The organism is Frateuria sp. GZRR33 (assembly GCF_051900425.1).
Lineage (GTDB): Bacteria > Pseudomonadota > Gammaproteobacteria > Xanthomonadales > Rhodanobacteraceae > Frateuria_A.
Genome location: NZ_JBHZGK010000003.1, coordinates 225918 through 246829, shown reverse-complemented (window position 1 = coordinate 246829; position 20912 = coordinate 225918). Strand labels below are relative to the sequence as shown.

The 20912-nt window shown below is 69.9% G+C and carries 22 protein-coding genes; 9 read left to right on the top strand and 13 right to left on the bottom strand.

The annotated features are described in order from the left end of the window. Nucleotides 1-75: 75 nt before the first annotated feature. The 4 genes from tatC to ACFWZU_RS05290 form a co-directional block, all read right to left on the bottom strand. Nucleotides 76-828, bottom strand: coding sequence for a twin-arginine translocase subunit TatC (gene tatC, locus ACFWZU_RS05305; RefSeq protein ID WP_439700383.1), 753 nt, complete (start codon nt 826-828; stop codon nt 76-78). Next, nucleotides 815-1273, bottom strand: coding sequence for a Sec-independent protein translocase protein TatB (tatB, locus tag ACFWZU_RS05300; protein ID WP_439700382.1), 459 nt, complete (start codon nt 1271-1273; stop codon nt 815-817). Before tatB ends, tatC begins: the two co-directional genes overlap by 14 nt. 18 nt (nt 1274-1291) lie before the next feature. Next, nucleotides 1292-1537 (bottom strand): twin-arginine translocase TatA/TatE family subunit, encoded by a 246-nt coding sequence (gene tatA, locus ACFWZU_RS05295; protein WP_439700381.1) that lies wholly within the window; start codon nt 1535-1537, stop codon nt 1292-1294. 66 nt (nt 1538-1603) lie between these two features. Then, the gene (locus tag ACFWZU_RS05290; protein ID WP_439700380.1) at nt 1604-2290 is read right to left on the bottom strand and encodes a lipid-binding SYLF domain-containing protein; all 687 of its coding nucleotides are present in this window, start codon (nt 2288-2290) and stop codon (nt 1604-1606) included. A gap of 102 nt (nt 2291-2392) precedes the next feature. Between ACFWZU_RS05290 and hemH the strand changes: the two genes are divergently transcribed. Next, entirely contained in the window at nt 2393-3439 is a 1047-nt protein-coding gene (hemH, locus tag ACFWZU_RS05285) for a ferrochelatase (protein WP_439700379.1), read from the top strand. A 50-nt stretch (nt 3440-3489) separates the two neighbouring features. On the opposite strand, the gene ACFWZU_RS05280 is transcribed toward hemH, so the two are convergent. The 3 genes from ACFWZU_RS05280 to ACFWZU_RS05270 form a co-directional block, all read right to left on the bottom strand. Then, nucleotides 3490-3921 (bottom strand): VanZ family protein, encoded by a 432-nt coding sequence (locus tag ACFWZU_RS05280; RefSeq protein ID WP_439700378.1) that lies wholly within the window; start codon nt 3919-3921, stop codon nt 3490-3492. Next, nucleotides 3918-5111 (bottom strand): class I SAM-dependent methyltransferase, encoded by a 1194-nt coding sequence (locus tag ACFWZU_RS05275; protein WP_439700377.1) that lies wholly within the window; start codon nt 5109-5111, stop codon nt 3918-3920. The genes ACFWZU_RS05280 and ACFWZU_RS05275 overlap by 4 nt, the downstream gene beginning before the upstream one ends. Nucleotides 5112-5216: 105 nt before the next feature. Beyond that, nucleotides 5217-7355: a TonB-dependent receptor gene (locus ACFWZU_RS05270; RefSeq protein ID WP_439700376.1), complete on the bottom strand. Its 2139-nt coding sequence runs from the start codon at nt 7353-7355 to the stop codon at nt 5217-5219. A 143-nt stretch (nt 7356-7498) separates the two neighbouring features. Between ACFWZU_RS05270 and ACFWZU_RS05265 the strand changes: the two genes are divergently transcribed. Together ACFWZU_RS05265 and ACFWZU_RS05260 are read left to right on the top strand one after the other, a co-directional pair. Then, entirely contained in the window at nt 7499-8179 is a 681-nt protein-coding gene (locus ACFWZU_RS05265; RefSeq protein ID WP_439700375.1) for a hypothetical protein, read from the top strand. 31 nt (nt 8180-8210) lie between these two features. Next, on the top strand, nt 8211-8957 hold the full coding sequence (locus tag ACFWZU_RS05260) for a pteridine reductase (protein WP_439700374.1): 747 nt from the start codon (nt 8211-8213) through the stop codon (nt 8955-8957). Between the two features lie 3 nt (nt 8958-8960). Here the strand turns inward: ACFWZU_RS05260 and ACFWZU_RS05255 are convergent, their stop codons facing one another. The 5 genes from ACFWZU_RS05255 to tsaD all read right to left on the bottom strand — a co-directional run bounded on the left by ACFWZU_RS05255 (nt 8961) and on the right by tsaD (nt 13342). Next, entirely contained in the window at nt 8961-9815 is an 855-nt protein-coding gene (locus ACFWZU_RS05255) for a DUF6159 family protein (RefSeq protein ID WP_439700373.1), read from the bottom strand. Nucleotides 9816-9977: 162 nt separating this feature from the next. Beyond that, nucleotides 9978-10490, bottom strand: coding sequence for a 2-amino-4-hydroxy-6-hydroxymethyldihydropteridine diphosphokinase (folK, locus tag ACFWZU_RS05250; protein WP_439700372.1), 513 nt, complete (start codon nt 10488-10490; stop codon nt 9978-9980). Nucleotides 10491-10493: 3 nt separating this feature from the next. Continuing rightward, nucleotides 10494-11744 carry a mechanosensitive ion channel family protein gene (locus ACFWZU_RS05245; RefSeq protein ID WP_439700371.1) on the bottom strand — a complete coding sequence of 417 codons (1251 nt, stop codon included), beginning with the start codon at nt 11742-11744 and terminating at the stop codon, nt 10494-10496. Nucleotides 11745-11823: 79 nt separating this feature from the next. Further along, nucleotides 11824-12183 carry a dihydroneopterin aldolase gene (gene folB, locus ACFWZU_RS05240; protein WP_439700370.1) on the bottom strand — a complete coding sequence of 120 codons (360 nt, stop codon included), beginning with the start codon at nt 12181-12183 and terminating at the stop codon, nt 11824-11826. 97 nt (nt 12184-12280) lie between these two features. Next, the gene (tsaD, locus tag ACFWZU_RS05235; RefSeq protein ID WP_439700369.1) at nt 12281-13342 is read right to left on the bottom strand and encodes a tRNA (adenosine(37)-N6)-threonylcarbamoyltransferase complex transferase subunit TsaD; all 1062 of its coding nucleotides are present in this window, start codon (nt 13340-13342) and stop codon (nt 12281-12283) included. 72 nt (nt 13343-13414) lie between these two features. Here tsaD and rpsU point away from each other — a divergent pair, with 72 nt between their 5' ends. From rpsU to ACFWZU_RS05205, 6 genes are all read left to right on the top strand, one after another. Then, a complete protein-coding gene (gene rpsU, locus ACFWZU_RS05230) occupies nt 13415-13630 on the top strand; it encodes a 30S ribosomal protein S21 (protein WP_055999514.1) in 216 nt (71 codons plus the stop codon). A gap of 102 nt (nt 13631-13732) precedes the next feature. After that, nucleotides 13733-14179 carry a GatB/YqeY domain-containing protein gene (locus ACFWZU_RS05225; protein WP_439700368.1) on the top strand — a complete coding sequence of 149 codons (447 nt, stop codon included), beginning with the start codon at nt 13733-13735 and terminating at the stop codon, nt 14177-14179. 295 nt (nt 14180-14474) lie between these two features. Beyond that, nucleotides 14475-14645, top strand: a complete 171-nt coding sequence (locus tag ACFWZU_RS05220; protein WP_231321958.1) for a DUF1328 domain-containing protein — start codon at nt 14475-14477, stop codon at nt 14643-14645. 127 nt (nt 14646-14772) lie between these two features. Beyond that, complete coding sequence (gene dnaG, locus ACFWZU_RS05215; RefSeq protein ID WP_439700367.1) at nt 14773-16563, top strand: DNA primase; 1791 nt, start codon at nt 14773-14775, stop codon at nt 16561-16563. 67 nt (nt 16564-16630) lie between these two features. Continuing rightward, nucleotides 16631-17254: a DedA family protein gene (locus ACFWZU_RS05210; protein ID WP_439700366.1), complete on the top strand. Its 624-nt coding sequence runs from the start codon at nt 16631-16633 to the stop codon at nt 17252-17254. A gap of 50 nt (nt 17255-17304) precedes the next feature. Further along, nucleotides 17305-18318, top strand: a complete 1014-nt coding sequence (locus ACFWZU_RS05205; protein WP_439700365.1) for a bile acid:sodium symporter family protein — start codon at nt 17305-17307, stop codon at nt 18316-18318. A gap of 92 nt (nt 18319-18410) precedes the next feature. Here the strand turns inward: ACFWZU_RS05205 and ACFWZU_RS05200 are convergent, their stop codons facing one another. Further along, complete coding sequence (locus ACFWZU_RS05200; protein ID WP_439700364.1) at nt 18411-20849, bottom strand: CehA/McbA family metallohydrolase; 2439 nt, start codon at nt 20847-20849, stop codon at nt 18411-18413. Nucleotides 20850-20912: the final 63 nt, after the last annotated feature.

Here is a 20912-nt window from a genome sequence, read left to right as displayed (position 1 = left end):
TGAGGGGGACAAGGCTTGCGGGAAAATCCAGCGAGCCGTGCTGTCGAATCCTCTCCCGCAGGGAGAGAGCGCGCGCTACTCGGAAGCCTCGCGCGGCTTGACCAGCCAGCGCACCGCCAGCACGCCCAGTTCGTAGAGCACGCACATCGGCACCGCCAGCATGATCATCGAGGTGATGTCCGGGGGCGTGATCACCGCGGCGATCGCGAATGCACCGACGATCGCGTAGCGGCGCATGCTGCGCAGCTTGGCCACGTCGACCACACCCACCGCAGCCAGGATCACTACCGCCACCGGCACCTCGAAGCACAGGCCGAAGGCGAAGAACATCAGCATCACGAAATCCAGGTAATGCGTGATGTCGGTCATCATCTCCACGCCCGCGGGCGTCACCGCGGTGAGGAAGCGGAACGCCGCCGGCAGCACCAGGAAATAGGCGAACGCGCAGCCGACGTAGAACAACACCAGCGCCGCCAGCAGCAGCGGCCGCGCCAGCCGCTTCTCGTGCTTGTACAGGCCGGGGCTGACGAACGCCCACAGCTGGTAGAGGATCACCGGCATGCTGATGAACAGCGCGGTGTAGAAGGCGAGCTTGAGCGGCGTGATGAATGGACTGGCCACCTCGGTCGCGATCAGGTGCGCGCCCTGCGGCAGGTGAGCCACCAGCGGCGCGGCCAGCAGCGTGTAGAGCCGGTTGGCGAACGGGATCAGCGCCAGCAACACGATCAGCACCATCGCGCAGGCCTTGAGCAGGCGCGAGCGCAGTTCGATCAGGTGCGAGAACAGGCCTTGCTGCAGGTCGATCTGCTCGGGCTCAGGCGATGCCATGCGGAGGGTCCTTCACCGGCGCTTGCCCGGGATCGTCGGCGAACAGGTCGCCGGTGAGCGTGTCGCGTTCGGGGGCAGCCTCATCGCTCTCGTCGGTCTCGTCCGCCGCCTCGCTGGCCAACCGCGCCTCGGCTCCGGACGCGGGCGGCGCGAGGGATGCGGGCGTTGCCGCCACCGCGCCGACCACCTCGCGCACCTCGCGGGCGGTGGCGTTCATCTGCGCCTGCGCAGCCTCGGCACGCGCGGCGGCCTCGCGGGCGGTGCGCTTGATCTCCTCGATCTCCAGCTCGCGCTCGACCTCGGTACGCACGCTGTCCCAGGTATTGCGCACGCGGCGCACCAGCGCGCCGGCGGTGCGCGCCGCGCCTGGCAGCTTTTCCGGGCCGAGCACCAATAGCGCAATAAGCGCCAGCAGCAGCATCTTGCCGAAGCTGATCTCGATCATCGCCGCGCCACCGCGCGCTTACTTCGTTTCGCTGGTGTCGCGCGCCTTGCTGGCGGTGGCGTCCGCGGCGGGCGGGTCGGCGCGAAGCTGTTCCTGCGCCTTGCGCTTGGCCTCCTCCTCGTCCTCGTCACCCTGCATGGCCTTCTTGAAGCCACGCACGGCGTTGCCCAGATCCGGGCCCATCTTCGCCAGCTTGCCGGTGCCGAAGATCACCAGCACGACGACAAGCAGGATGATCCAATGCCAAAAACTGTCCAGACCCATGACTTCAAACCTCTGACGGACTGTGCCGAAAACGCTGTGCTGCCAACCGGTATGCCGGCAACGGGATCAACGCGCAGTGTACTCCTCAAGCTGGTCGCGGAAGTCCACGACCGCGCCCGGCACATTGCTGACGCCGCCTTCGAAGATGCGCCGCGGCGTGATGCCCGAACCGTACACGGCCTCGTTGGCGTCGTAATCGATGCGCAGCACCGAGCCGTCCAGCGCCACGCCGGCGAACAGGCCGCGCGAGCGCGAGTAGGAATAGATCTCCGCCTTCATCTGCGCGTCGGTGGCGGCACTGGCGGTGCGTCCGACCGGGCCGGCGGCCGCGGCCGCATCGGCGCCGAGGGTGAACTTGCCGTTGACGATCGAATCCACGCCCCGCTGGGTGCGGAACACCAGCACCACGTCGGTGGAAGACACGCCCGCCTGGAAGCCCACGCTGCCGCCAGTCAGGGTGATGAAGCTGGGGTTGGACCAGGTGCCGTCCGGGGTCCGCACCGAGATCAGTCCCTCGCCACGGCGGCCGCCGAAGATGAAGCCCGCCTTGACCATGTCCGGGATCACCGCGATGGCCCTGGCGTTCTGCAGCAGGTCCTTCGGGATCGCCTTGTCGGGCGCCTGCATGACCTCGTGCAGCACGCGCACCGCGTTCTGCGCGCGCACCAGGGGCGGATCCTCGGCGTGTGCGGCCATCGACGGCAGCAGCAGGGCCAGCGCGATCAGCGAGCAACGACGCATTGCCTTGAACATGGGTGACTCCTTCCAAGGGGATGGGGGGTGCGGCACCGCGCCCGGCGGTGGGCGGGACGGCTTGTGGCAGACTCCACCGCCTGCCTGCCGCCGGTGCCTCCGATGCCACAGCGCAACCACTATACCGACCCTTCTGACCATGCCGCTGACCGGAACGTTCAGGCAGGCGCGTGTACGACCGGCGTGCTGCTGGTCAACCTGGGCACGCCTGAGGCGCCGACGGCGCGCGCGCTCCGGCCCTACCTGGCCGAGTTCCTCTCCGACCGCCGCGTGATCGACTACCCGCGCTGGAAGTGGTGGCCGATCCTGCAGGTCATCCTGGCGATCCGCCCGCGTCGCTCGGCGCACGCCTACGCCCAGATCTGGACCGAGGCCGGTTCGCCGCTGCGCGTGCTGAGCGAGGCGTTGGGCGCGGCGCTGCAGGCGGAGCTCGGCGGCCAGCTGCGCGTTGCGCTGGCAATGCGTTACGGCGCGCCGTCGGTAGCTGGAAAGATCGCCGAGCTGCAGGCTGCCGGCGTGCGCCGCCTGCTGGTGCTGCCGCTGTATCCGCAATACTCGGCCACCTCCACCGGCTCGGTGATCGATGCGGTCGCCGATGCACTAAAGCGCCTGCGCTGGCCGCCGGAGCTGCGGCTGGTCAACGACTACCACGAGGATCCGACCCACATCGAGGCGCTGGCCACCCGCATCGAACGCTGGTGGGAAGCCAACGGCCGCGGCGACAAACTGCTGCTTTCCTTCCACGGCATCCCCGAGCGCTACGTGCGCCTGGGCGATCCGTACCTGGCGCAGTGCCAGGCCACTGCCGCACGGCTGCGCGCACGGCTGGCTCTGGACGAGAACCAGTTGCTGATGAGTTTCCAGTCGCGCGTGGGCCGCGAAACGTGGCTGCAGCCGTATACCGACGCCACCGTGCGCCGGCTCGCCGGCGAAGGGGTCAAGCGTCTGGACGTGGCCTGCCCCGGCTTTGCCGTGGACTGCCTGGAGACGCTGGAGGAAATCGCCATGCAGAACCGCGACTTCTTCCTCGAAGCCGGTGGTCAGGAACTGCGCTACATCCCCGCACTCAACGACTCCCCCGAACAGGTGGCGAGCCTGGCCGCGATCGTGCGCCGGCACGCGCAGGGATGGCCGGGCTTGAACTCGTAGCGGCGTTCGTATCGAGCGTTGCCGCGCGAACGCGGGAGAAGGCCGCTGCGCTACCGGTGTGTCTGTTGCAGGCCAAGCACGCCCTCGACCCGCGCCAGCACACCGGCCAGCGGCGTGCGCAGCAGAAGCGCGCCCAATCCCAGGCCCAGCGCGTCGGCCAGCAGGTCCCACACGCTCGCATCCCTGGGGTTGTGCGGCCACTGCGCCAGCTCGATCAGCAGGCCGAACAGCAGGCAGGCGGCGGCCACGCCCAGGCGCGGGCGCGGCCGGTGGTAGAGGTTGCCCCACCAGCCCATCAGCGCGGCAAAGGCGAGCATGTGCAGCAGCTTGTCGCCCGCCGGCAGGGCCAGTGCCATCGCGGTGAGACGACGCGTCGCCGGCAGCAGCGCGATGGCGGCCGTGGCGGCCATCAGCAGCACGCCCAGCACGGCCCAGCCACGCCGCCAGCGCAATGGCGCGGCGTCCTGCGCCAGCGCGTTCACAGCCGTCCGCCCTGGTCGGCGGCGAGAAGTTCGGCGGCCAGCGGCAGCGCCGGCAGTCCGCGCGCGAACAGCATCGCCTGGAAGCGTTCGCCCATCTGCTCGGGCAGGGTCAGCCGGCGTACCTGCTGTGCCAGGCGCTGGCGGGCGAGGTCGTCGCCGGCCTGCGCATAGGCCTCTTCGAAGGCCGCCTGCAGCCCGCTGGCCAGCAGGAACTGCGCCTGCGGCAGGTAGGCGGCGACGCCGAAGCCCGCGCTGTTGCCGGCCTCGGCCAGCGCGGTGAAGTCCACCGAGGCGGTGAGGTCGTTCAAGCCCGGCAGGTGCAGCGGATCGCCGTGCGCGTGGTGACGGTAATGCGCCATCAGCGTGCCGTCAGCGCGCCCGGGCAGATAGAACTCGCGGCGCACGTAGCCGTAGTCGATGAACAGCATCAACCCCGCCTCCAGCGTGCCGGCGACCGCCTGCACCCAGTACGGCAGCTGCGGCAGCACTTCGGAGCGGTAGCCGTCCTCGAAGGACTGCCCCAGGTCGCGTTCGAGATGACGCACGGCGCCGGCGACCAGCGCGTCGGCCGGGCGATCGGTGCGCATCAGCCGGCCTTCGCCGTCGAGCGCGACGTGTTCCTCGTAGACCTCGCCGGCGCGCAGCGTGAAGCGCGTGGTCGGCAGCGCATCGACCACCTCGTTGGCGAACAGCACGCCGCGCCAGCTCTCTTCCGGCGGACGATCGAGCCAACGCACGCGTGCGTTGAGTTCCGCCGGCAGCGCCGCGGCAAGCCGGTCGCGCTGGCGCTCGCGCAGGTCGGCGCTCGGCTCCAGGATGAGGTAACGGCGCGGCAGCGTGCCGGCGTCGGCGAAGGCGCGCAACACGGCTTCGGCGAAGGCGCCGCTGCCGCCACCGAGCTCGAGGAAATCGGCCTGCTCGCCGAGCATCGCCAGCACCGGCTGCACCGCGTTGGCCACGCAATGCGCGAACAGGCCGCCCAGCTCCGGCGCGGTGACGAAATCGCCCGCCTCGCCGAACTTGATCTTGCCGGCGCTGTAGTAGCCCAGGCCCGGCGCGTACAGGCAGCGCTCCATGTACTGCGCGAACGGCATCGGCCCGCGCGAGGCGATCTGCTCGCGCAGGAGTTGCAGCAGGCGATCGGAGTGCGCGCGCTCGTCGGGGCCGGGATCGGGAAGTCGTGAAGCCATGGGCATCGGGTTCGGGCAAAAGATGCACAGGTTAGCCGATGGGATGTGGCGAGCCTGTCGGGGGCGTTCTCCTGCGGGAACGGACGCTTGCCGTCATCGACCCGCTCAGAAGTCCTTCTGCAGGCTCAGGTAGACGCCCCGGCGCGGTCCGAACTGCGGTGCGCCCACGCCGATGCCGCTGCCGTCGCGCAGCTGGTAGCTGCGATCGAGCGCGTTGAGCACCGCCAGCCGTGCGTGCAGGTCGCCGAAGCGGCCGGCGGCGAAGTCGTGCGCCACGCTCAGGTCGAGCTGGAAATACGCCGGCAGGTGAGCGCCGTTGGGGACCGCACCGTCGCGCCGCAGGCCGCTGCCGAACAGGTAGTCCGCGCCGACCCGCGTGCGCTCGCCGAGCACGTAGCTGACGCCGCCGGACGCAGACAGCGTCTGGTCGTGGTCGAGGTGGATGTAGTGCCGGGCGACGTAGGCCAGGTCGTCCGGATCGAAGTTGTACTGGCTGGTGATGATGCCCTTGCCGACCGCCTTGCTGGCCGCGAGGTTGAAGTAGGCCGAGACCGGCCCGGCGCTGTAGTCGGCGGTCAGTTCCAGGCCCTTGACCCGGCCCTGGGCGAGGTTGAACGTCGAGTAGACCAGCGCCGAGCCGAACTGGCCCTCGTCCTGAAGGCGGTCGACCTTGCGGTAGTAGGCGTCCGCGCCGAAGGTCCATCGCCCCAGCGTCTGCTGCATGCCGAGGTCGAAGTAGTCCGAGCGCTCGGCCAGCGGCGTGTTGTTGCCCAGGTCGGGGACGGCGTTGGTGGTGCCGTCGAAGCGGGCGATGTTCTCGCTGGTGATCATCTCGGTCGCCGGCGGTGTGAAATAACGCGCGTAGCCGGCGTGCACGACGGTGTCGCCGGTGAGCTGCCAGACCAGGCCGATGCGCGGGCTGAGCTGGCTCTCGGTGCGCTGAAACCGGTAGCGGTCGCCACGCAAACCCAGATTGAGTGTCCAGGCCTCGCCGAGGCTCCATTCGTCCTGCACATAGGCCGACCAGGTCTTCGCGGTCAGCCGGCTGGCGTCGAGGATCTCGATCGGCGTCGTGCTGGCCTGCCCGCCGTCGGCGTTGGCCGGGAACACCCAGGCGTCGTTGCCGCTGCCGGCACGCTCGAAGCTGCCGTAGAGGCCGTAGCGCAGCGTGTGGGCGCTGCCCAGCGGCGTCGCGAAGTCCGCCTGCAACGTGCTGGCGCGGTTGCTGCGGGTGACCGCCGAGGCGACACCGTTGAACATCAGCTCGCCGGCCCGGTCGGGCGTGTAGGCCACCCCGGTGTAGCGCTGGCCGAGGGAGACCTGGTAGCCGGTCTGTCCCAGCTTGCCCTGCAGCGCGAGTACGCCGAAGCGCGTGTCTTCCCGCTGGCCCGCATCGAGCAGGGCGGAATCGAACGATGTTCGGTCCTTATAGCCGAACTGGGGCTGCTGGCCCGGTGCGTCGGGAATCTCGAAGTGGTTGTTGGCGGTACCGAACAGGAAGCTCAGCCGCGTGTCCGCGTCGATCAGGTAGCTCACGTCGCCGAAGCTCCTGAGCTGGTCGGTATGGTCGTGGATCGGCTTGCGCGTGGCGGCCGGGTTCTCGATGCCGGCGTCGCTCTCCAGGTAATTGGCAGTGAAGAAGGCGCTCCAACGCTCGCTGCTGCCCCACAGCGCGACGTTCGGGTTGAGCGTGCCGAACGCGCCGCCCGTCACGCCCACGCTGCCGCCGTTGCCGAGCCGGTGGCCGCTCCTGGTGGTGATGTCGACCACCGCGGCGGTGCGCAACCCGTACTGCGCCGGCAGCGCACCGTCGAGCAGCGTGATGCTCTGGATCGTGCGCGCGTCGAGCGTCTGCCCGAAGCCGGAGATCGACTCGGGAATGATCACCCCGTTGATGCGGTATTGCAGGTTGCCGTGATCACCACGCACGTGCAGGCCGCCATAGGCGTCCTGCACCACGCCCGGCGCCTGCAGCAGCACCTGGTTGACCGGGGTGGCCGCGCCGAGGGGCAATTGCGCGATCGCCTGCTGGTCGATGACGTACTGGCTCGAGCCGGTGTCGGGCGAAAGCGCGTTGCGCGACAGGTCCAGCGCCGCACTGACGTCGATCGTGCCCAGCTCGCGCACCTGCTGCGGGGCGGGCGGCGCCTTGGCGTCGTCGGAGGTGGCATCCCCCGGTGCGGCGGCGGCAAGGGCGGGGCTCAAGGTGCAGGCGAGGCTCAAGGCAATCAGCGAACGATGCATCAGCGGGTTCCGGGAGAGGCTGGGGCGTGATGTTATAACGTAACTTGTCGGTGATCGTCCGCCCCGGGCCGGAAGTCACGCCGCGGCATGCACCATTCACGGCCACTCGCCCACACTGGGCGCCCCCGTCCGCAGGAGCCGCCATGGCCGATTCACCGATCCAGGTTCCCGCCGTGCCCGCCCCCGTCGAGCACAACCGCATCACGGCGGCCATCCTCGACTTCGCCAGCCAGATTCCCGACAGCCACGTGCACCGGGGCCTGCACCCGGAGGCGAAGGCGCGTGAACTGGCCGCCCAGGCCGCGCGCAAGGCGGCGCTCACCGCCGGCTCGCTGGCGCTGCCGCCGGGGCCGCTCGGCTGGCTCACGGTGCTGCCGGAACTGGTAGCGATCTGGCGCATCCAGGCGCAGATGGTGAGCGACATCGCGGCCGCCTTCGGCCAGCACGCCAGCCTGGGCCGCGAGCAGATGTTGTGGTGCCTGTTCCGCCATACCGCGGCACAGGCGTTCCGCGACCTGGTGGTCCGCATGGGCGACCGGCTGCTGTTCCGCCAGCTCTCGGCCACGGTGGCCGAGCGCGTGGCCAGACGGATCGGCGTGAGCCTGTCGCAGCGCGCGGTAGGCGCCGGTGTTTCGCGCTGGCTGCCGGTGATCGGCGCCGCGGGCGTGGGTGCCTATGCCTGGTACGACACCCGCAGCGTCGCGCGCACGGCGATCGAGCTGTTCGGCAGCGGTAGCCTGGTGCGCACCGAGCCGCTCGCGGTAGCGGACGAGGTGATCGAGCCGGACGATGTCGTCGGGCCAGATGGCGCCCCGTCACCGTGACGCCCCGCGCGCTTTGCGGCAAGCTCGCCCCATGAGCCCCCAGCATCCCCGTCCCGTTGCGCTGGTCACCGGCGGCGCCCGTCGCGTCGGCGCCAGCATCGCGCGCACGCTGCACGCCGCCGGCTACGACCTCGCCCTGCACTACCGGCACTCGGCCGACGAGGCCGCCGCCCTGCTGGCAGAACTGGAGCACGCACGTACCGGCAGCACGCTGGCGCTGCAGGCCGACCTTGCCGCGGTCGACGGCCTGCCCGCGCTGGTGGACCAGGTGCTGGCCCGCTTCGGGCAGCTCGATGCGCTGGTCAACAACGCCTCGGCGTTCTTCCCCACGCCGGTCGGCAGCGCGACGCCGGCGCAGTGGGACGAGTTGTTCGCTTCCAACGCCAGGGCACCGTTCTTCCTGGCCCAGGCCGCGTGGCCGGCGCTGCGCGAGGCGCGCGGGGCGATCGTCAACCTGGTCGACATCTATGCCGAACGCGCGCTGGCCGACCATCCGATCTATGTGATGGCCAAGGCCGCGCTGGCCGCCATGACACGCACGCTCGCGCAGGACATGGCACCTGACGTGCGCGTCAATGGCGTGGCGCCGGGCGCGGTGCTGTGGCCCTCCGAAGGCAAGGACTACGACGAGCGCGCCGCGATGCTCGCGCGCACCCCGCTCCAGCGTGCAGGCACGCCGGAGGACGTCGCCTCCGCCGTGCTGTGGCTGCTGCGCGACGCGCCGTTCGTCACCGGACAGGTGATCCGCGTCGACGGCGGACGCACGCTGTCGGTGTAGGCCCTACTGCTTCGGGCGGAAGGCGCCCTGCAGCAGGGCCGGTTCGAAGCCCGCGCCGGTCTCGCCGTCTTCGGCATAGCGGTACAGCGCGGCCGCATAGATGCCCTGCAGCGAGGCCTGCACCAGGCTCAGCAACACCAGCGCGACAACCACCACGACCACGGCCACCACGACCGCCGGCATCGAATGCAGCGCGAAGGCGCCACCGATCAGCAGCGCGCCCAGCAGCAGGGCCAGGAACGTCATCAACCCGAACGCCGCGCCCAGGCCCACGTTGCCGATCAGGTTCTCGCCCCAGGTGCGCTTGAGCAGGTCCACGCTGCGCTTGACCGCATCGACCGGCCCCGCGCCCTGGCTCGCCAGCACCGGCACCACCAGGAACGTCGCCACGGTCCAGGCCAGGCCGAGCAGACCGGCGACCAGCCGGCCGACCAGGCCCAACCGCTCCTGCAGCGCGCGCAGGAACAGGCCCACCGTGGCGGCGATCAACGCATAGCCCAGGATGCTGGCCCAGCGCGAGCCGGCCAGGGCGAGGCCGTCGGACAGGCTGGTCGGCTCGCCGCGCAGGTGACGCAGCGCGCAACCGGCCAGCGCGGTGTTGAAGAACACGATGACGAAGTACTGCACCAGGTAGAAGCCGAACATCAGCAGCCAGGTGGCCGCGGACCAGTGCTCGCGATCGAGCGTGCGGCCGTCGCTGGCGATCGCCGCCAGCGCCACCGGCACGAGGAAGCTCGCCGCCACCACCAGCGAACACAACCCGGACAGCAGCGGAAAGGCCAGCAACGCCTTGTCCGACCGCAGCACCGCGGCACTCGCCTTCATCAGTCCCCAACTGCGCGCGAACTTGCCGGCCATGCGATTCCCCCCATCGATCCGTGAATACCGGGCGCCTTTCTAGCACCCGCTCCGCGGTAACGACAGTGTCCGACGCATTTGCGACGCCCTGCAGGAGCGCGCCCTGTGCGCGACCGCGATGCAGCGCGGGACCGGCTGCACGGTCGCGCACAGGGTGCGCTCCTACGGGCGTCTGGCCGATCCAGGAATTGCCTGCGGCGTCACCAGTTCCAGCGGTTCGCGGTCGTGCGGAAAGTCGGCCCACAACTGCGCCATACTGCGCCCGTCCAGCGGATGGCGCAGGTCAGGCGCGATGTCGGCCAGGGGTTTGAGCACGAAGGCGTGGCGCAGTTCCTGGCGCGGGATCTGCAGGTGCCCGGGACCGTCGAGCACGCGCTGGTCGTAGAGCACGATGTCCACGTCCAGTGTGCGGTCCGAATAGCGGGGCACGTCGCGGCGGCGGCCGTGGCGGTCTTCCAGCGCATGCAGCCAGTCGTTCAGCGCTTCGGGTTCCAGCTCGGTCTCCAGCGCCACCGCGAGGTTGATGAAATCGCTGCCCTCGAACCCGACCGCGCGGCTGCGGTAGGCCGGCGACACGTCGATCGCGCCGAAGCGCGCACGCAGCTCGTCCAGCGCCGCGCGCAGGTGGCGCTCCGGTTCGAGGTTGGAGCCCAGGCTCAGATAGGCGCGTCCCATCGCTCAGGCCCCGGCCAGCGCGCGGGCACGCACGGGCGATGCCAGCACCGTGCGCACGTCCTGGCCGGAGGGGTGCTGGTAGAGCGCCAGGCCGAACTCGGGCAGCAGCGCGAACAGGTGCTCGAAGATGTCCGCCTGGATGCCTTCGTACTCGGCCCATGCCGTCGTGGCGGTGAAGCAGTACAGCTCCAGCGGGATGCCCTGCGCGCCGCTGTCGAGCTGACGCACCATGCAGCTCAGGCCATGGTGGATGCGCGGATGGGTGTCCAGATAGGCCTGCACGTAGGCACGGAAGGTGCCCAGGTTGGTCAGCCGGCGACGGTTGGCCGGCAGCGCGGCGGCCTCGCCCAGCGCCTGGTTCCACTGCGCCACATCACGCGACTTCGCCGGCAGGTAATCGGCCAGAAGGCGCAGCCGGGCCAGCCGCGCGAGCTGCGCCTCGTCCAGGAAATGCACGCTCGCCGCGTCGATGTGCAGCGCGCGCTTGATCCGCCGTCCGCCGGTCTCCTGCATCCCGCGCCAGTTCTTGTAGGGCTCGGACATCAGCCGCCAGCTCGGGATGCTGGTGACGGTGTTGTCCCAGTTGCGCACCTTGATCGTGTGCAGGGCGATGTCGATGACGTCGCCATCGGCATGGAGCTGTGGCATCTCGATCCAGTCGCCTACCCGCAGCAGGTCGTTGGACGACAGCTGCACCCCGGCGACGAAGCCCAGGATGGTGTCCTTGAAGATCAGCATCAGCACCGCGGACATCGCGCCCAGGCCCGACAGCAGCAGGCCCACCTGCTTGCCGGTCACCGCCGCGATCACCACCAGCGCGCCGACCAGGCACAGGCCCAGCTTGGTCAGCTGCACCGCGCCCTTGATCGAGCGTTGCTGCCCGGCGGGCGTCTGCCGGTAAACGTCCTCGGCGGCCGACAGCGCGGCGTTGAGCGCCATCACCACGCACAGCACCACCAGCGCCAGCATGGCCTTGGCCACCGCGGCCTCGGCCGCGTCGGGTACACCGGGTACCAGCGCGATGCCATAGGAAAGCGCGAGCGGCGGCACCAGCCGTGCCAGCCAGCGAAAGGCACCGTGCTGCAGCAGCGCATCGTCCCAATGCCACGCGGTGCGCCTGGCCAGGCCGCGCACCAGCCGCAGCAGCAGGCGCCGGCACAGCTCGCCGGCCAGCCACGCCAGCAACAGCACGGCCAGCACGCCCAGCAGGGTGCGCATCCAGGGACGGTCGATCAGTTCGGACAGGGAAGGCATGCGGTCTCCTTTCGGGGCCGGTCGCGCGCGGCAAGCCACGCCGTGGCGGACGGCGCCAGCGCGGGCGCCGCCGGTGGGTTTACTGCGGGCGGATGCCGCGCTCGATGCGCACGCCGACCGATTTCGCGCCGCGCACGGCGCCGGGCTTGGACAGTTTCAGGCGCACCCAGGCCACGCCGAATTCATCGCGGATGATCGCCGCGCAACGCTCGGCCAGCGTCTCGACCAGGCCGAAGCTGGAGCTGCCGACGTAATCGATCAGCCGCTTGGAGACGTCCTTGTAGTTGAGCGTGTGCGCGATGTCGTCGCTGGCGGCCGGCACGGTGTTGTCGAACGCCATCTCGATGTCGAACGCGAGCGTCTGGCGCACGCGCCGCTCCCAGTCGTAGATGCCGATCACCGCGTCGATGCGCAGGTCTTCGATGAAAACGATATCCATCGCGTCAGTTTAGGACATGTGGCCAGGCGACCCGCGCGCGACCCGCGGTACCGCCGTCGCGGGAGGCCGCGCATGGCGGTCGCGCACGGGTGCGCTCCTACACCGGTTGCAGGCTTTCGAGGTCCCAGCGGGGCGATACGCGCACGGCTTCGTCCTGGCCCTGGCCGGCGGCCAGCCGGATCGCCCCGGCCAGCGCGATCATGGCGCCGTTGTCGGTGCAGAACTGCAGCCGCGGGAAGTAGGTCCGGAAACCGTCCTTTTCGCCGGCGGCCGCCAGCGTCTCGCGCAGGCGCTTGTTGGCGCCGACGCCGCCGGCGATCACCAGCCGATGGGTACCGGTGGCCTCCAGCGCGCGACGGCACTTGATCACCAGCGTGTCCACGATGGCTTCCTCGAAGCCGCGGGCCACGTCGGCGCGAGTCTGTTCGGACTGGTCGGACTGCTTCCAGGCCAGCAGCACCTGGGTCTTCAGGCCCGAGAAGCTGAAATCCAGCCCGGGCCGGTCGGTCATCGGGCGGGAGAAGCGGAACACGCCCGGCCGCCCCTGCTCGGCCAGCTTCGCCAGCGCCGGGCCGCCCGGGTACGGCAGGCCCATCAGCTTGGCGGTCTTGTCGAACGCTTCGCCGGCGGCATCGTCTAGCGTGTCGCCAAGCAGGCGGTACTGCCCGATCGCGCGCACCTCGACCAGCATCGAATGGCCGCCGGACACCAGCAGCGCCACGAACGGCGGCGCGGGGGGATCGGGCTCCAGCAGCGGCGCCAGCAGGTGGCCTTCCATGTGGTGCACGCCGATCGCCGGCACGTCCAGCGCCCAGGCCATCGCCCGCGCCGCCGCCGCGCCAACCAGCAGCGCGCCGACCAGCCCGGGCCCGGCGGTGTAGGCCACGCCGCCGAGGTCGGCCGGGGTCATCCCCGCCTGCGCGAGCGCCTCGCGCACCAGCGGCAGCAGCTTGCGCACGTGGTCGCGGCTGGCCAGTTCGGGGACCACGCCGCCGTAGTCCGCGTGCAGCTTGATCTGGCTGTACAGCGTGTGCGCCAGCAGGCCCTCGCCCGGCGCCCCGGGCGTCCAGCGCAGCAGCGCCACGCCGGTCTCGTCGCAGGAGGTTTCCACGCCGAGAACGGGCTTGACAGGCGGGTTTGAAATTTCTTTTTTGTCCACGCTATAATTCGCGGCTCGCCCTATTCCACAGGCGCGCCAGGTTGGCGGGCCAGTTTACCACTCGGAGTTTTCATGCCCAGCGTCAAAGTCCGCGAGAACGAGCCGTTCGAGCTTGCCCTGCGCCGCTTCAAGCGTACCTGCGAAAAGGCCGGCGTCCTCGCCGAAACCCGCAAGCGCGAGTTCTACGAGAAGCCGACCCAGGAGCGCAAGCGCAAGCGTGCCGCCGCGGTGAAGCGCCACCTGCGCCGCCTCTCGCGCGACGTTTCGCGCAAGACCCGGATGTATTGATTCCCGCTGCCGCTGCGTAGCGCGCGGCACGGTGGCAAGACATCCCGAGGCCGGTGTTGCCCATAGGCGACACCGGCCTTTCGCGTTTCCGGAGACAAGCCCATGAGCCTCAAGCAGCGCATCACCGACGACATGAAGGCCGCCATGCGCGGCGGCGAGAAGGATCGGCTGGCCGTGATCCGCCTGATCCTGGCCGCGATCAAGCAGCGCGAGGTGGACGAGCGCATCGAGCTGGACGAGACGCAGACGCTTGCCGTGCTGGAGAAGATGCTCAAGCAGCGGCGCGACTCGATCGTGCAGTACGATGCCGCCGGTCGCGTGGACCTGGCTGACGTCGAGCGCGCCGAGATGGTGGTGATCGAGGCCTATCTGCCGGCCAAGCTCTCCGAGGCCGAGGTCGACGCCCTTATCGACACCGCCATCACGCAGACCGGCGCCAGCTCGCCGCGCGACATGGGCAAGGTGGTCGGCGTGGTCAAGCAGCAGGCCGCCGGGCGCGCCGACATGGCGCAGGTGTCCGCGCGGATCAAGGCGCGGCTAGGCGGCTGAGCCGCCCTTCCTCTCCCCTCCGGGGAGAGGATTGAGGTGAGGGGCCGGGGCTCGCAGGAAACCCAGCCAAAGCCGCGCTCCGACCTGCTCCGCCGCGAGAGTGGCCCCTCACCCCAGCCCTCTCCCCGGAGGGAGAGGGAGCAAGATCGCAGCCCCCGAGAGGAGAGGAAGCAAGTTCGCGTCACGCCCCGCACAGCGAGCTGATGCGCACCCTTCACGCCCCATCGCCTACAACAGCGCGGCGTCGCCTGATCGGAGGCCCCCGCCTCCGGCCGCGCGGCGAGGGAGAAGCCGCATGCTCAAGTGGGCCATCATCTTCGCCATCATCTCGCTGATCGCCGGCTGGCTCGGTTTCGGCGGGATCTCCGGCATCGCGGCGACGATCGCCAAGGTGCTGTTCGTGATCTTCGTGATCCTGTTCATCATCGCCCTGCTGGCGGTGATCGGAGTGTTCCACATCCTGTAGCGCACGCAGGGTGGCCTCGGGCCCACCGGCGCCGCGACGCGGGTGGTGGGCCAGCCCGCCCTGCCGTCGCCTACATGGCGTCGCAGGCGCCCCGCAGCGCGCGCGCAAGCCCTAGACTAGGCCGTCTATGCGCGGCCGTATTCCTGACAGTTTCATCGACGAGCTGCTTGCCCGCGTCGACATCGTCGACGTGATCGAGCGGCGCGTGCCGTTGAAGAAAGCCGGGCGCGAATGGACCGCCTGTTGTCCGTTCCACAACGAGCGCTCGCCCTCGTTCTACGTCAGTCCGGCCAAGCAGTTCTTCCACTGCTTCGGCTGCGGCGCGCACGGCAGCGCGGTGAAGTTCCTGATGGACTACGAGCGGCTGGAGTTCCCGGACGCCGTGGAGGAGCTGGCCCAGGCCGTCGGCCTGACCGTGCCGCGCGAGGGCGGGCGCGAGGCGGCGCCGCGCGAGGACAAGACCGACCTCTACGGGCTGCTCGACAGCGCCGCGCGCTGGTACGAGGGCGAGCTGCCCAGGAACGCCGAAGCGCAGGCCTACTGCCGCAGGCGCGGACTGGACGCCGAAACCATCGCGCGCTTCCGCCTCGGCTGGGCGCCGGCCGGCTACGACGGCCTGATCAAGGCGCTCGGCGGCAATGACCGGCGCATGCAACTGCTGACCGAAGCGGGCATGGTCGCCACCGGCGAGCGCGGCCATCGCTACGACCGCTTCCGCGAGCGGCTGATGTTTCCGATCCTCGACCGCCGCGGCCGCGTGATCGCCTTCGGCGGACGCATTATTTCCAGCGCGCCTCCCGCGCGCGAAGATCAAGAAGCGGGCATCCATGCCCGCACTTCTCAACAGAGCACGGGCCCGAAGTACCTCAACTCGCCCGAGACGCCGCTGTTCCACAAGGGCCGCGAGCTGTTCGCGCTGTGGCAGGTCAAGCAGGCCAACAGCCAGCTCGCGCGGATCGTGGTGGTCGAGGGCTACATGGACGTGATCGCGCTGCATCAGGCGGGCCTGCCGATCGCGGTGGCCACGCTGGGCACCGCGACCACGCCCGAGCACACCGAGGTGCTGTTCCGTGCCGCGCCCGACGTGGTGTTCTGCTTCGACGGCGACCGCGCCGGCCGCGCCGCCGCCTGGAAGGCGCTCGACGCCGCGCTGCCGCGGCTGCGCGACGGCCGCCAGGCGTACTTCCTGTTCCTGCCCGACGGCGAGGATCCGGATTCGCTGGTGCGCAAGGAAGGCAAGGAAGGCTTCGAGAAGCGCCTGAAGGAGGCCACGCCGCTGTCGGACTACTTCTTCGGCGAACTCTCGCACGACGTCGACACCGCCAGCCTCGACGGCCGCGCGCGGCTGGCCGAGCGCGCGCGGCCGCTGATCGCCAAACTCCCCGACGGCGCCTTCCGCGACCTGATGGCGCAGGAGCTGGAAAAGCGCACCGGCGCCCGCGCCAACGTCCCGGCCGAGCCGGCCGCGCGCCGCGCGGTGCAGCGTCCGGTGGCCGTGCAGCGCTCGCTGGTGCGCAGCGCCATTGCGCTGCTGCTGGCGCAGCCGGGGCTGGCCGACCTGGTCGAGGCGCCCTACCGGTTCCTGCGCCTGGACAAGCCGGGCGTGGGGCTGCTGGCCGAGTTGATCGACCTGTGCCGCGCGCGGCCAGGCATCAACCCGGCGATGCTGGTCGAACACTTCGCCGAGCGGCCCGAGTACCTCTCGCTGCAGAAGCTGATGGCCGCGATGGTGGTGGGCGAGCCGGAAACCCAGCGCGAGGAATTTCTCGGCGCGTTGGCGCGCATGGACGAACAGGCCACCACGCTTCGCCGCGAGGCACTCACCGCCCGGCATCGCGACGGCACGCTGACCAGCGCGGAGAAGGCCGAACTACGCGAACTGCTGGCGGCCCGCCGCCCGGCCCGGACGCAGGGCTGATCGATGCCGTTCGTCTGCCGGCGCGTGCGCCAGGTCCATTGCGCACGCGCGCCTGCCGGGAGCACTGATGCCGCTGCTTGAACGGCTGATCCTGCTGTTTGCCGACAGCGGCTACCTCGCGGTGTTCGGCGCGTTGCTGCTGTGCGGCGCCGGCGCGCCGTTGCCCGAAGACATCACGCTGGTCGCCGGCGGCGTGATCGCCGGCCTGGGCTTTGCCAACGTGCACGTGATGGCGCTGGTCTCGCTGGTCGGCGTGCTGGCCGGCGACGCGGCGATGTTCCTGCTCGGCCACCGGCATGGCGCGCGCATCATGCAGTGGCCGCTGGTGGCGCGCCTGCTCACGCCCGAGCGCTACTGCAGGGTGCAGGAAAAATTCGCCCGCTACGGCAACCGGTTGCTGTTCCTCGCGCGCTTCCTGCCCGGCATGCGCACGGCGGTGTACGTGACTGCGGGCGCCACGCACCGCGTCTCGTTCCTGCGCTTCTTCCTGCTCGACGGGCTGGCCGCGCTGATCAGCGTGCCGGTGTGGGTCTACCTCGGTTACTTCGGCGCCAACAACCGGGAGTGGCTGACCACGTGGATCGGGCGCGGGCAGCACGGCATCTGGATCGTCGCCGCGGTGCTGGTGGTTGCCGGACCGGTGCTGTGGTGGCGCCATCGTCGTCGGATGCAGTGCGGCAGGGGCGACTGACGCACCCCCGCTACACTCCGCAGCTGTGCTCGTTTCCGCTGCCGCACCCCATGCCACCTCTTCCGCTGCGCCGCCTGCTGCCCGACGGTTTCACCCTAGCCCTGCTCGCCGCTGTCGCGCTGGCCACGGTGCTGCCGTGCCGAGGCGAGGCGGCCGTGTGGCTGGACAACACCACCGACGCCGCAATCATGCTGCTGTTCTTCCTGCACGGCGCGAAGCTTTCGCGCGAGGCCATCGTGCGCGGCGTGACGCACTGGCGGCTGCACCTGGCGGTGTTCGCCAGCACCTTCGTGCTGTTTCCGCTGCTGGGCTGGCTGCTCGGTCCACTGTCACGCGCGCTGCTGCCCCCGCCGCTGGCGCTGGGCATGCTGTTCGTCTGCACGCTGCCGTCCACGGTGCAGTCCTCGATCGCGTTCACTTCGATCGCCGGCGGCAACGTGCCGGCCGCGGTGGTGAGCGCGTCGCTGTCGAGCCTGATCGGAATCGTGCTGACGCCGCTGCTGGTCGAGCTGTTGCTGGCCACGCACGGCGGACACGCGCCCGGCGCCGCAGGCGTGTGGGGGATCGTCAAGCTGTTGCTGCTGCCGTTCGCCGTTGGCCATCTGCTGCGGCCGTGGATCGGGGGCTGGGTCGACCGGCATCGGCCGCTGCTGGGCTTCACCGACCGCGGCACGATCCTGCTGGTGGTCTACGCCGCGTTTGGCGAGGCGGTGGTCGAGGGCCTGTGGCGTGCCACCGCACCGCTGGCCCTGCTGGCCACGCTCGGCATCGGCGCGCTGTTGCTGGCGCTGGCACTGCTTTGCACCGGCATGGCCGGGCGGCTGTTCGGCTTCGCCCGCGCCGACCGCATCACGCTGGTGTTCTGCGGCTCCAAGAAGAGCCTGGCCAGCGGCGTGCCAATGGCGAAGGTCCTGTTCGCCTCACAGGCCGGCGGGCTGGGCGCCTTGCTGCTGCCGTTGATGATTTTCCACCAGGTGCAGTTGATGGTTTGTGCGATGCTGGCGCGGCGGTATGCCGCTCGCACGGTGACGGGGCACCCATCCCCACCCGGACCCTCCCCTTGAAGGGAAGGGCCTGAAGGCGCGATGCCCCGATTTTCGCGCTTTCCTTCAAGCTCAGGGCCGGGGTGGGGATGGGTTTTCATCACCGCAGCAGATCACTGCACCTTGACCGCCACGTCGTCCACCACGAACGAGGTCTGCAGGCTGCCGTCCTCGACACCGTAGAAGTTCACCTGCACCGTCTGGCCCTTGTAGCCGTTCAGGCTGAGGGTGTGGTGCTGGTAACCGCCGGCGGCGTCCTTGTTGGAGTAGGTGGCCAGCGTGATGTACTTGCCGGTGGAGGTGATCACCTGCACCTGCAGCGTGTCGTAGGCGTTGCCGGTGCCTTCGGCGCTGTCGATGTGCAGGTAGAAGTCCAGCGTGGCGCTGCTCACGGTCGAGGGGATGCTTACCTGCTGCCGCACGTAGTCGGTGTGGCTGCTGCCGTAGCCGTCCAGCCACGCCTTCCAGCTGCCCGCGTGGGCTGCCTCGCTGCTGTCGCTGGTGATCACGCCGCTGGTCTGCGTCCAGGCGGTGACGCCGCTCTCGAAGCCGCCGTTGCTCAGCAACTGGCTGCTACCGCCGCCGCTCCCATTGGCGACGCTGAAGCCCACGCCGGTGCTGCTGCCGACGTTGCCGGCCGCGTCGTAGGCCCTGGCGACGAGCGTATGCGAGCCGTCGGCGAGCGTGGTGGAGTCGAGGCTGGCCTGGTAGGGCGAGCTGCTGTCGGTGGCCTTGAGCGCGCCGTCGACGTAGAACTCCACCCGACTGACGCCGACGTTGTCGCTGGCCGTCGCGGCGAGCGTGATCGTACCGGCGCTGCCGCTTTCCGAGGCACTGACCGTCGGCGGCGTGGTATCGCCGCTACCCCCGCCGCTGCCCTGGCTCACCCAGACCGGCGCGGACCACAATCGGTTGCCGTCGGCCTGCGTGATCTTGGCGTAGTAGAAGTGCTCGCCCGCGGTCGGCGTGATCGTGGTGGTCGCGGTTTCGGACAACGACGTCACGGTGCCGTTGCTGCCAGGCACGCCCTGGAACACCTGCACGCGCTGCACGCTGTCGCCGGACGTGCTGGCGTAGTTGACGGTGAGCGTGAGCGGGCCTGAGTTGCTGAAGCGCTCGCCCATGACGTGCCCGTTGGCGGTGAGCACGATCTGGTCGCTCTTGTCCTCGGTCGCGAACACGCGGCGCGCGCGCAGCGCGTCGAGGAAGCTGGCCAGGCTGAGCGCGGTGCCACTGGGGATCAGCACGCCGGTGCGGTTGGTGTAGCTCGCGCCCCAGTTGGCGCAGTGGTTGTCCTGGTCCGAGCTGGGCGCCACGTGGTAACCGCGCTCGAGGATGGTGTTGAAGGCGGTCTCGTAGTTCGGCCGCGAGGTTTCGGTCTCGCTGGTGTTGGCCGAGAAGGCCGAGCTGTTGAGCACCTCGGCCAGCACCATCACCGCGTCGCCGTCGGCGGTGTAGCCGAAGTTGGTGCCGTTGACCACGAACTGGCCGCTGGACGCGGGATGGTTGAACTGCCCGATCCAGCCGTGCTGGCGCATCAGCGTGTACAGCGACGCGTAGTCGCCCTTGGCGATGTAGTAGTCGCCGATCACCTGGCCGGCACTGTTCTTCTCCCACTCGATCAGGCCGTCGGCGTTGATGATGTTCATGTGGCCGCCATTGCTGATCACGCCCCACTCCTGGCCGTACACGGCGAGGAAGTTCGGGTGCGCGGCACGGAACGCGGAGGCCGCCTGCAGGCCGGAGGCAAACAGGTTTTTCGCGGTGGCCGGATCGGCCGAGGTGTTGGTGCCGGTGGAACCGTCGAACATGTGGTTGTGTTCGGAAGTCATGAGCATGTCCAGCCCGCGGTTCATCGCGTACTGGTAGGCGTCGGCCGGACCGTAGGCGCTGCTCTGCGGCGCCTGCTCGCTGTCGCAGGTGCCCAGGTCGCCACCGCCGTCGCTGTGGTTGGTCTGGCTGTGCAGGTTGCCGTAGTAGATCGTGTAGGGCAGCGAGCCGGCACTCACCGATTGCGCCTGCAGCGTGTCGCCATGGCGCGGCAGCGCGCGGAAGGCCGGCACGCGTGCGGGCGCCACGTTACCGACCTGGATGTCGTAGCGCTGTTCCTCGATGCGCCCGGGCGCGCGATCGACGGCCAGGGCCAGCGCGTGGCCAGGCAGGCCGGTACCCAGCTGGCGGATGTTGGCCTCGTCCAGCGCGATCGCGCGCAGGCGCACCGTGTAGTAGCCGGCCGGCAGGGCTTCGCCGTGGCTGTCCTTGCCGTCCCAGCGCAGGCGGGCCGTGGCAGTGCGTGCGTGCAGCGTGCTGTGTCCTTCCCACGCGCGCAGCACACGACCGTCGCGGTCGAGCAGCGCGACCTCCCAGGCGACCGGCGTGCCGGGCGCAGCGCCCGGATAGGCGAAGTGCAGCGCCACGGGCCGTCCGGCGGTCGCCTGGAACGGCACCTGTAGCGACGCCTCGAATTCCTGGTGGTCGGGCAGCGCCGTGGCGGCCCACACGGCCGGCAGGCCGCAGCATCCCAGGCCCGCGAACATCAGTGCGCGAGCCATCAAGAACCTTGCATGCATATGAACCCCTACACGTTGGCAAGGATTCCCCCGACAGGTTTTATA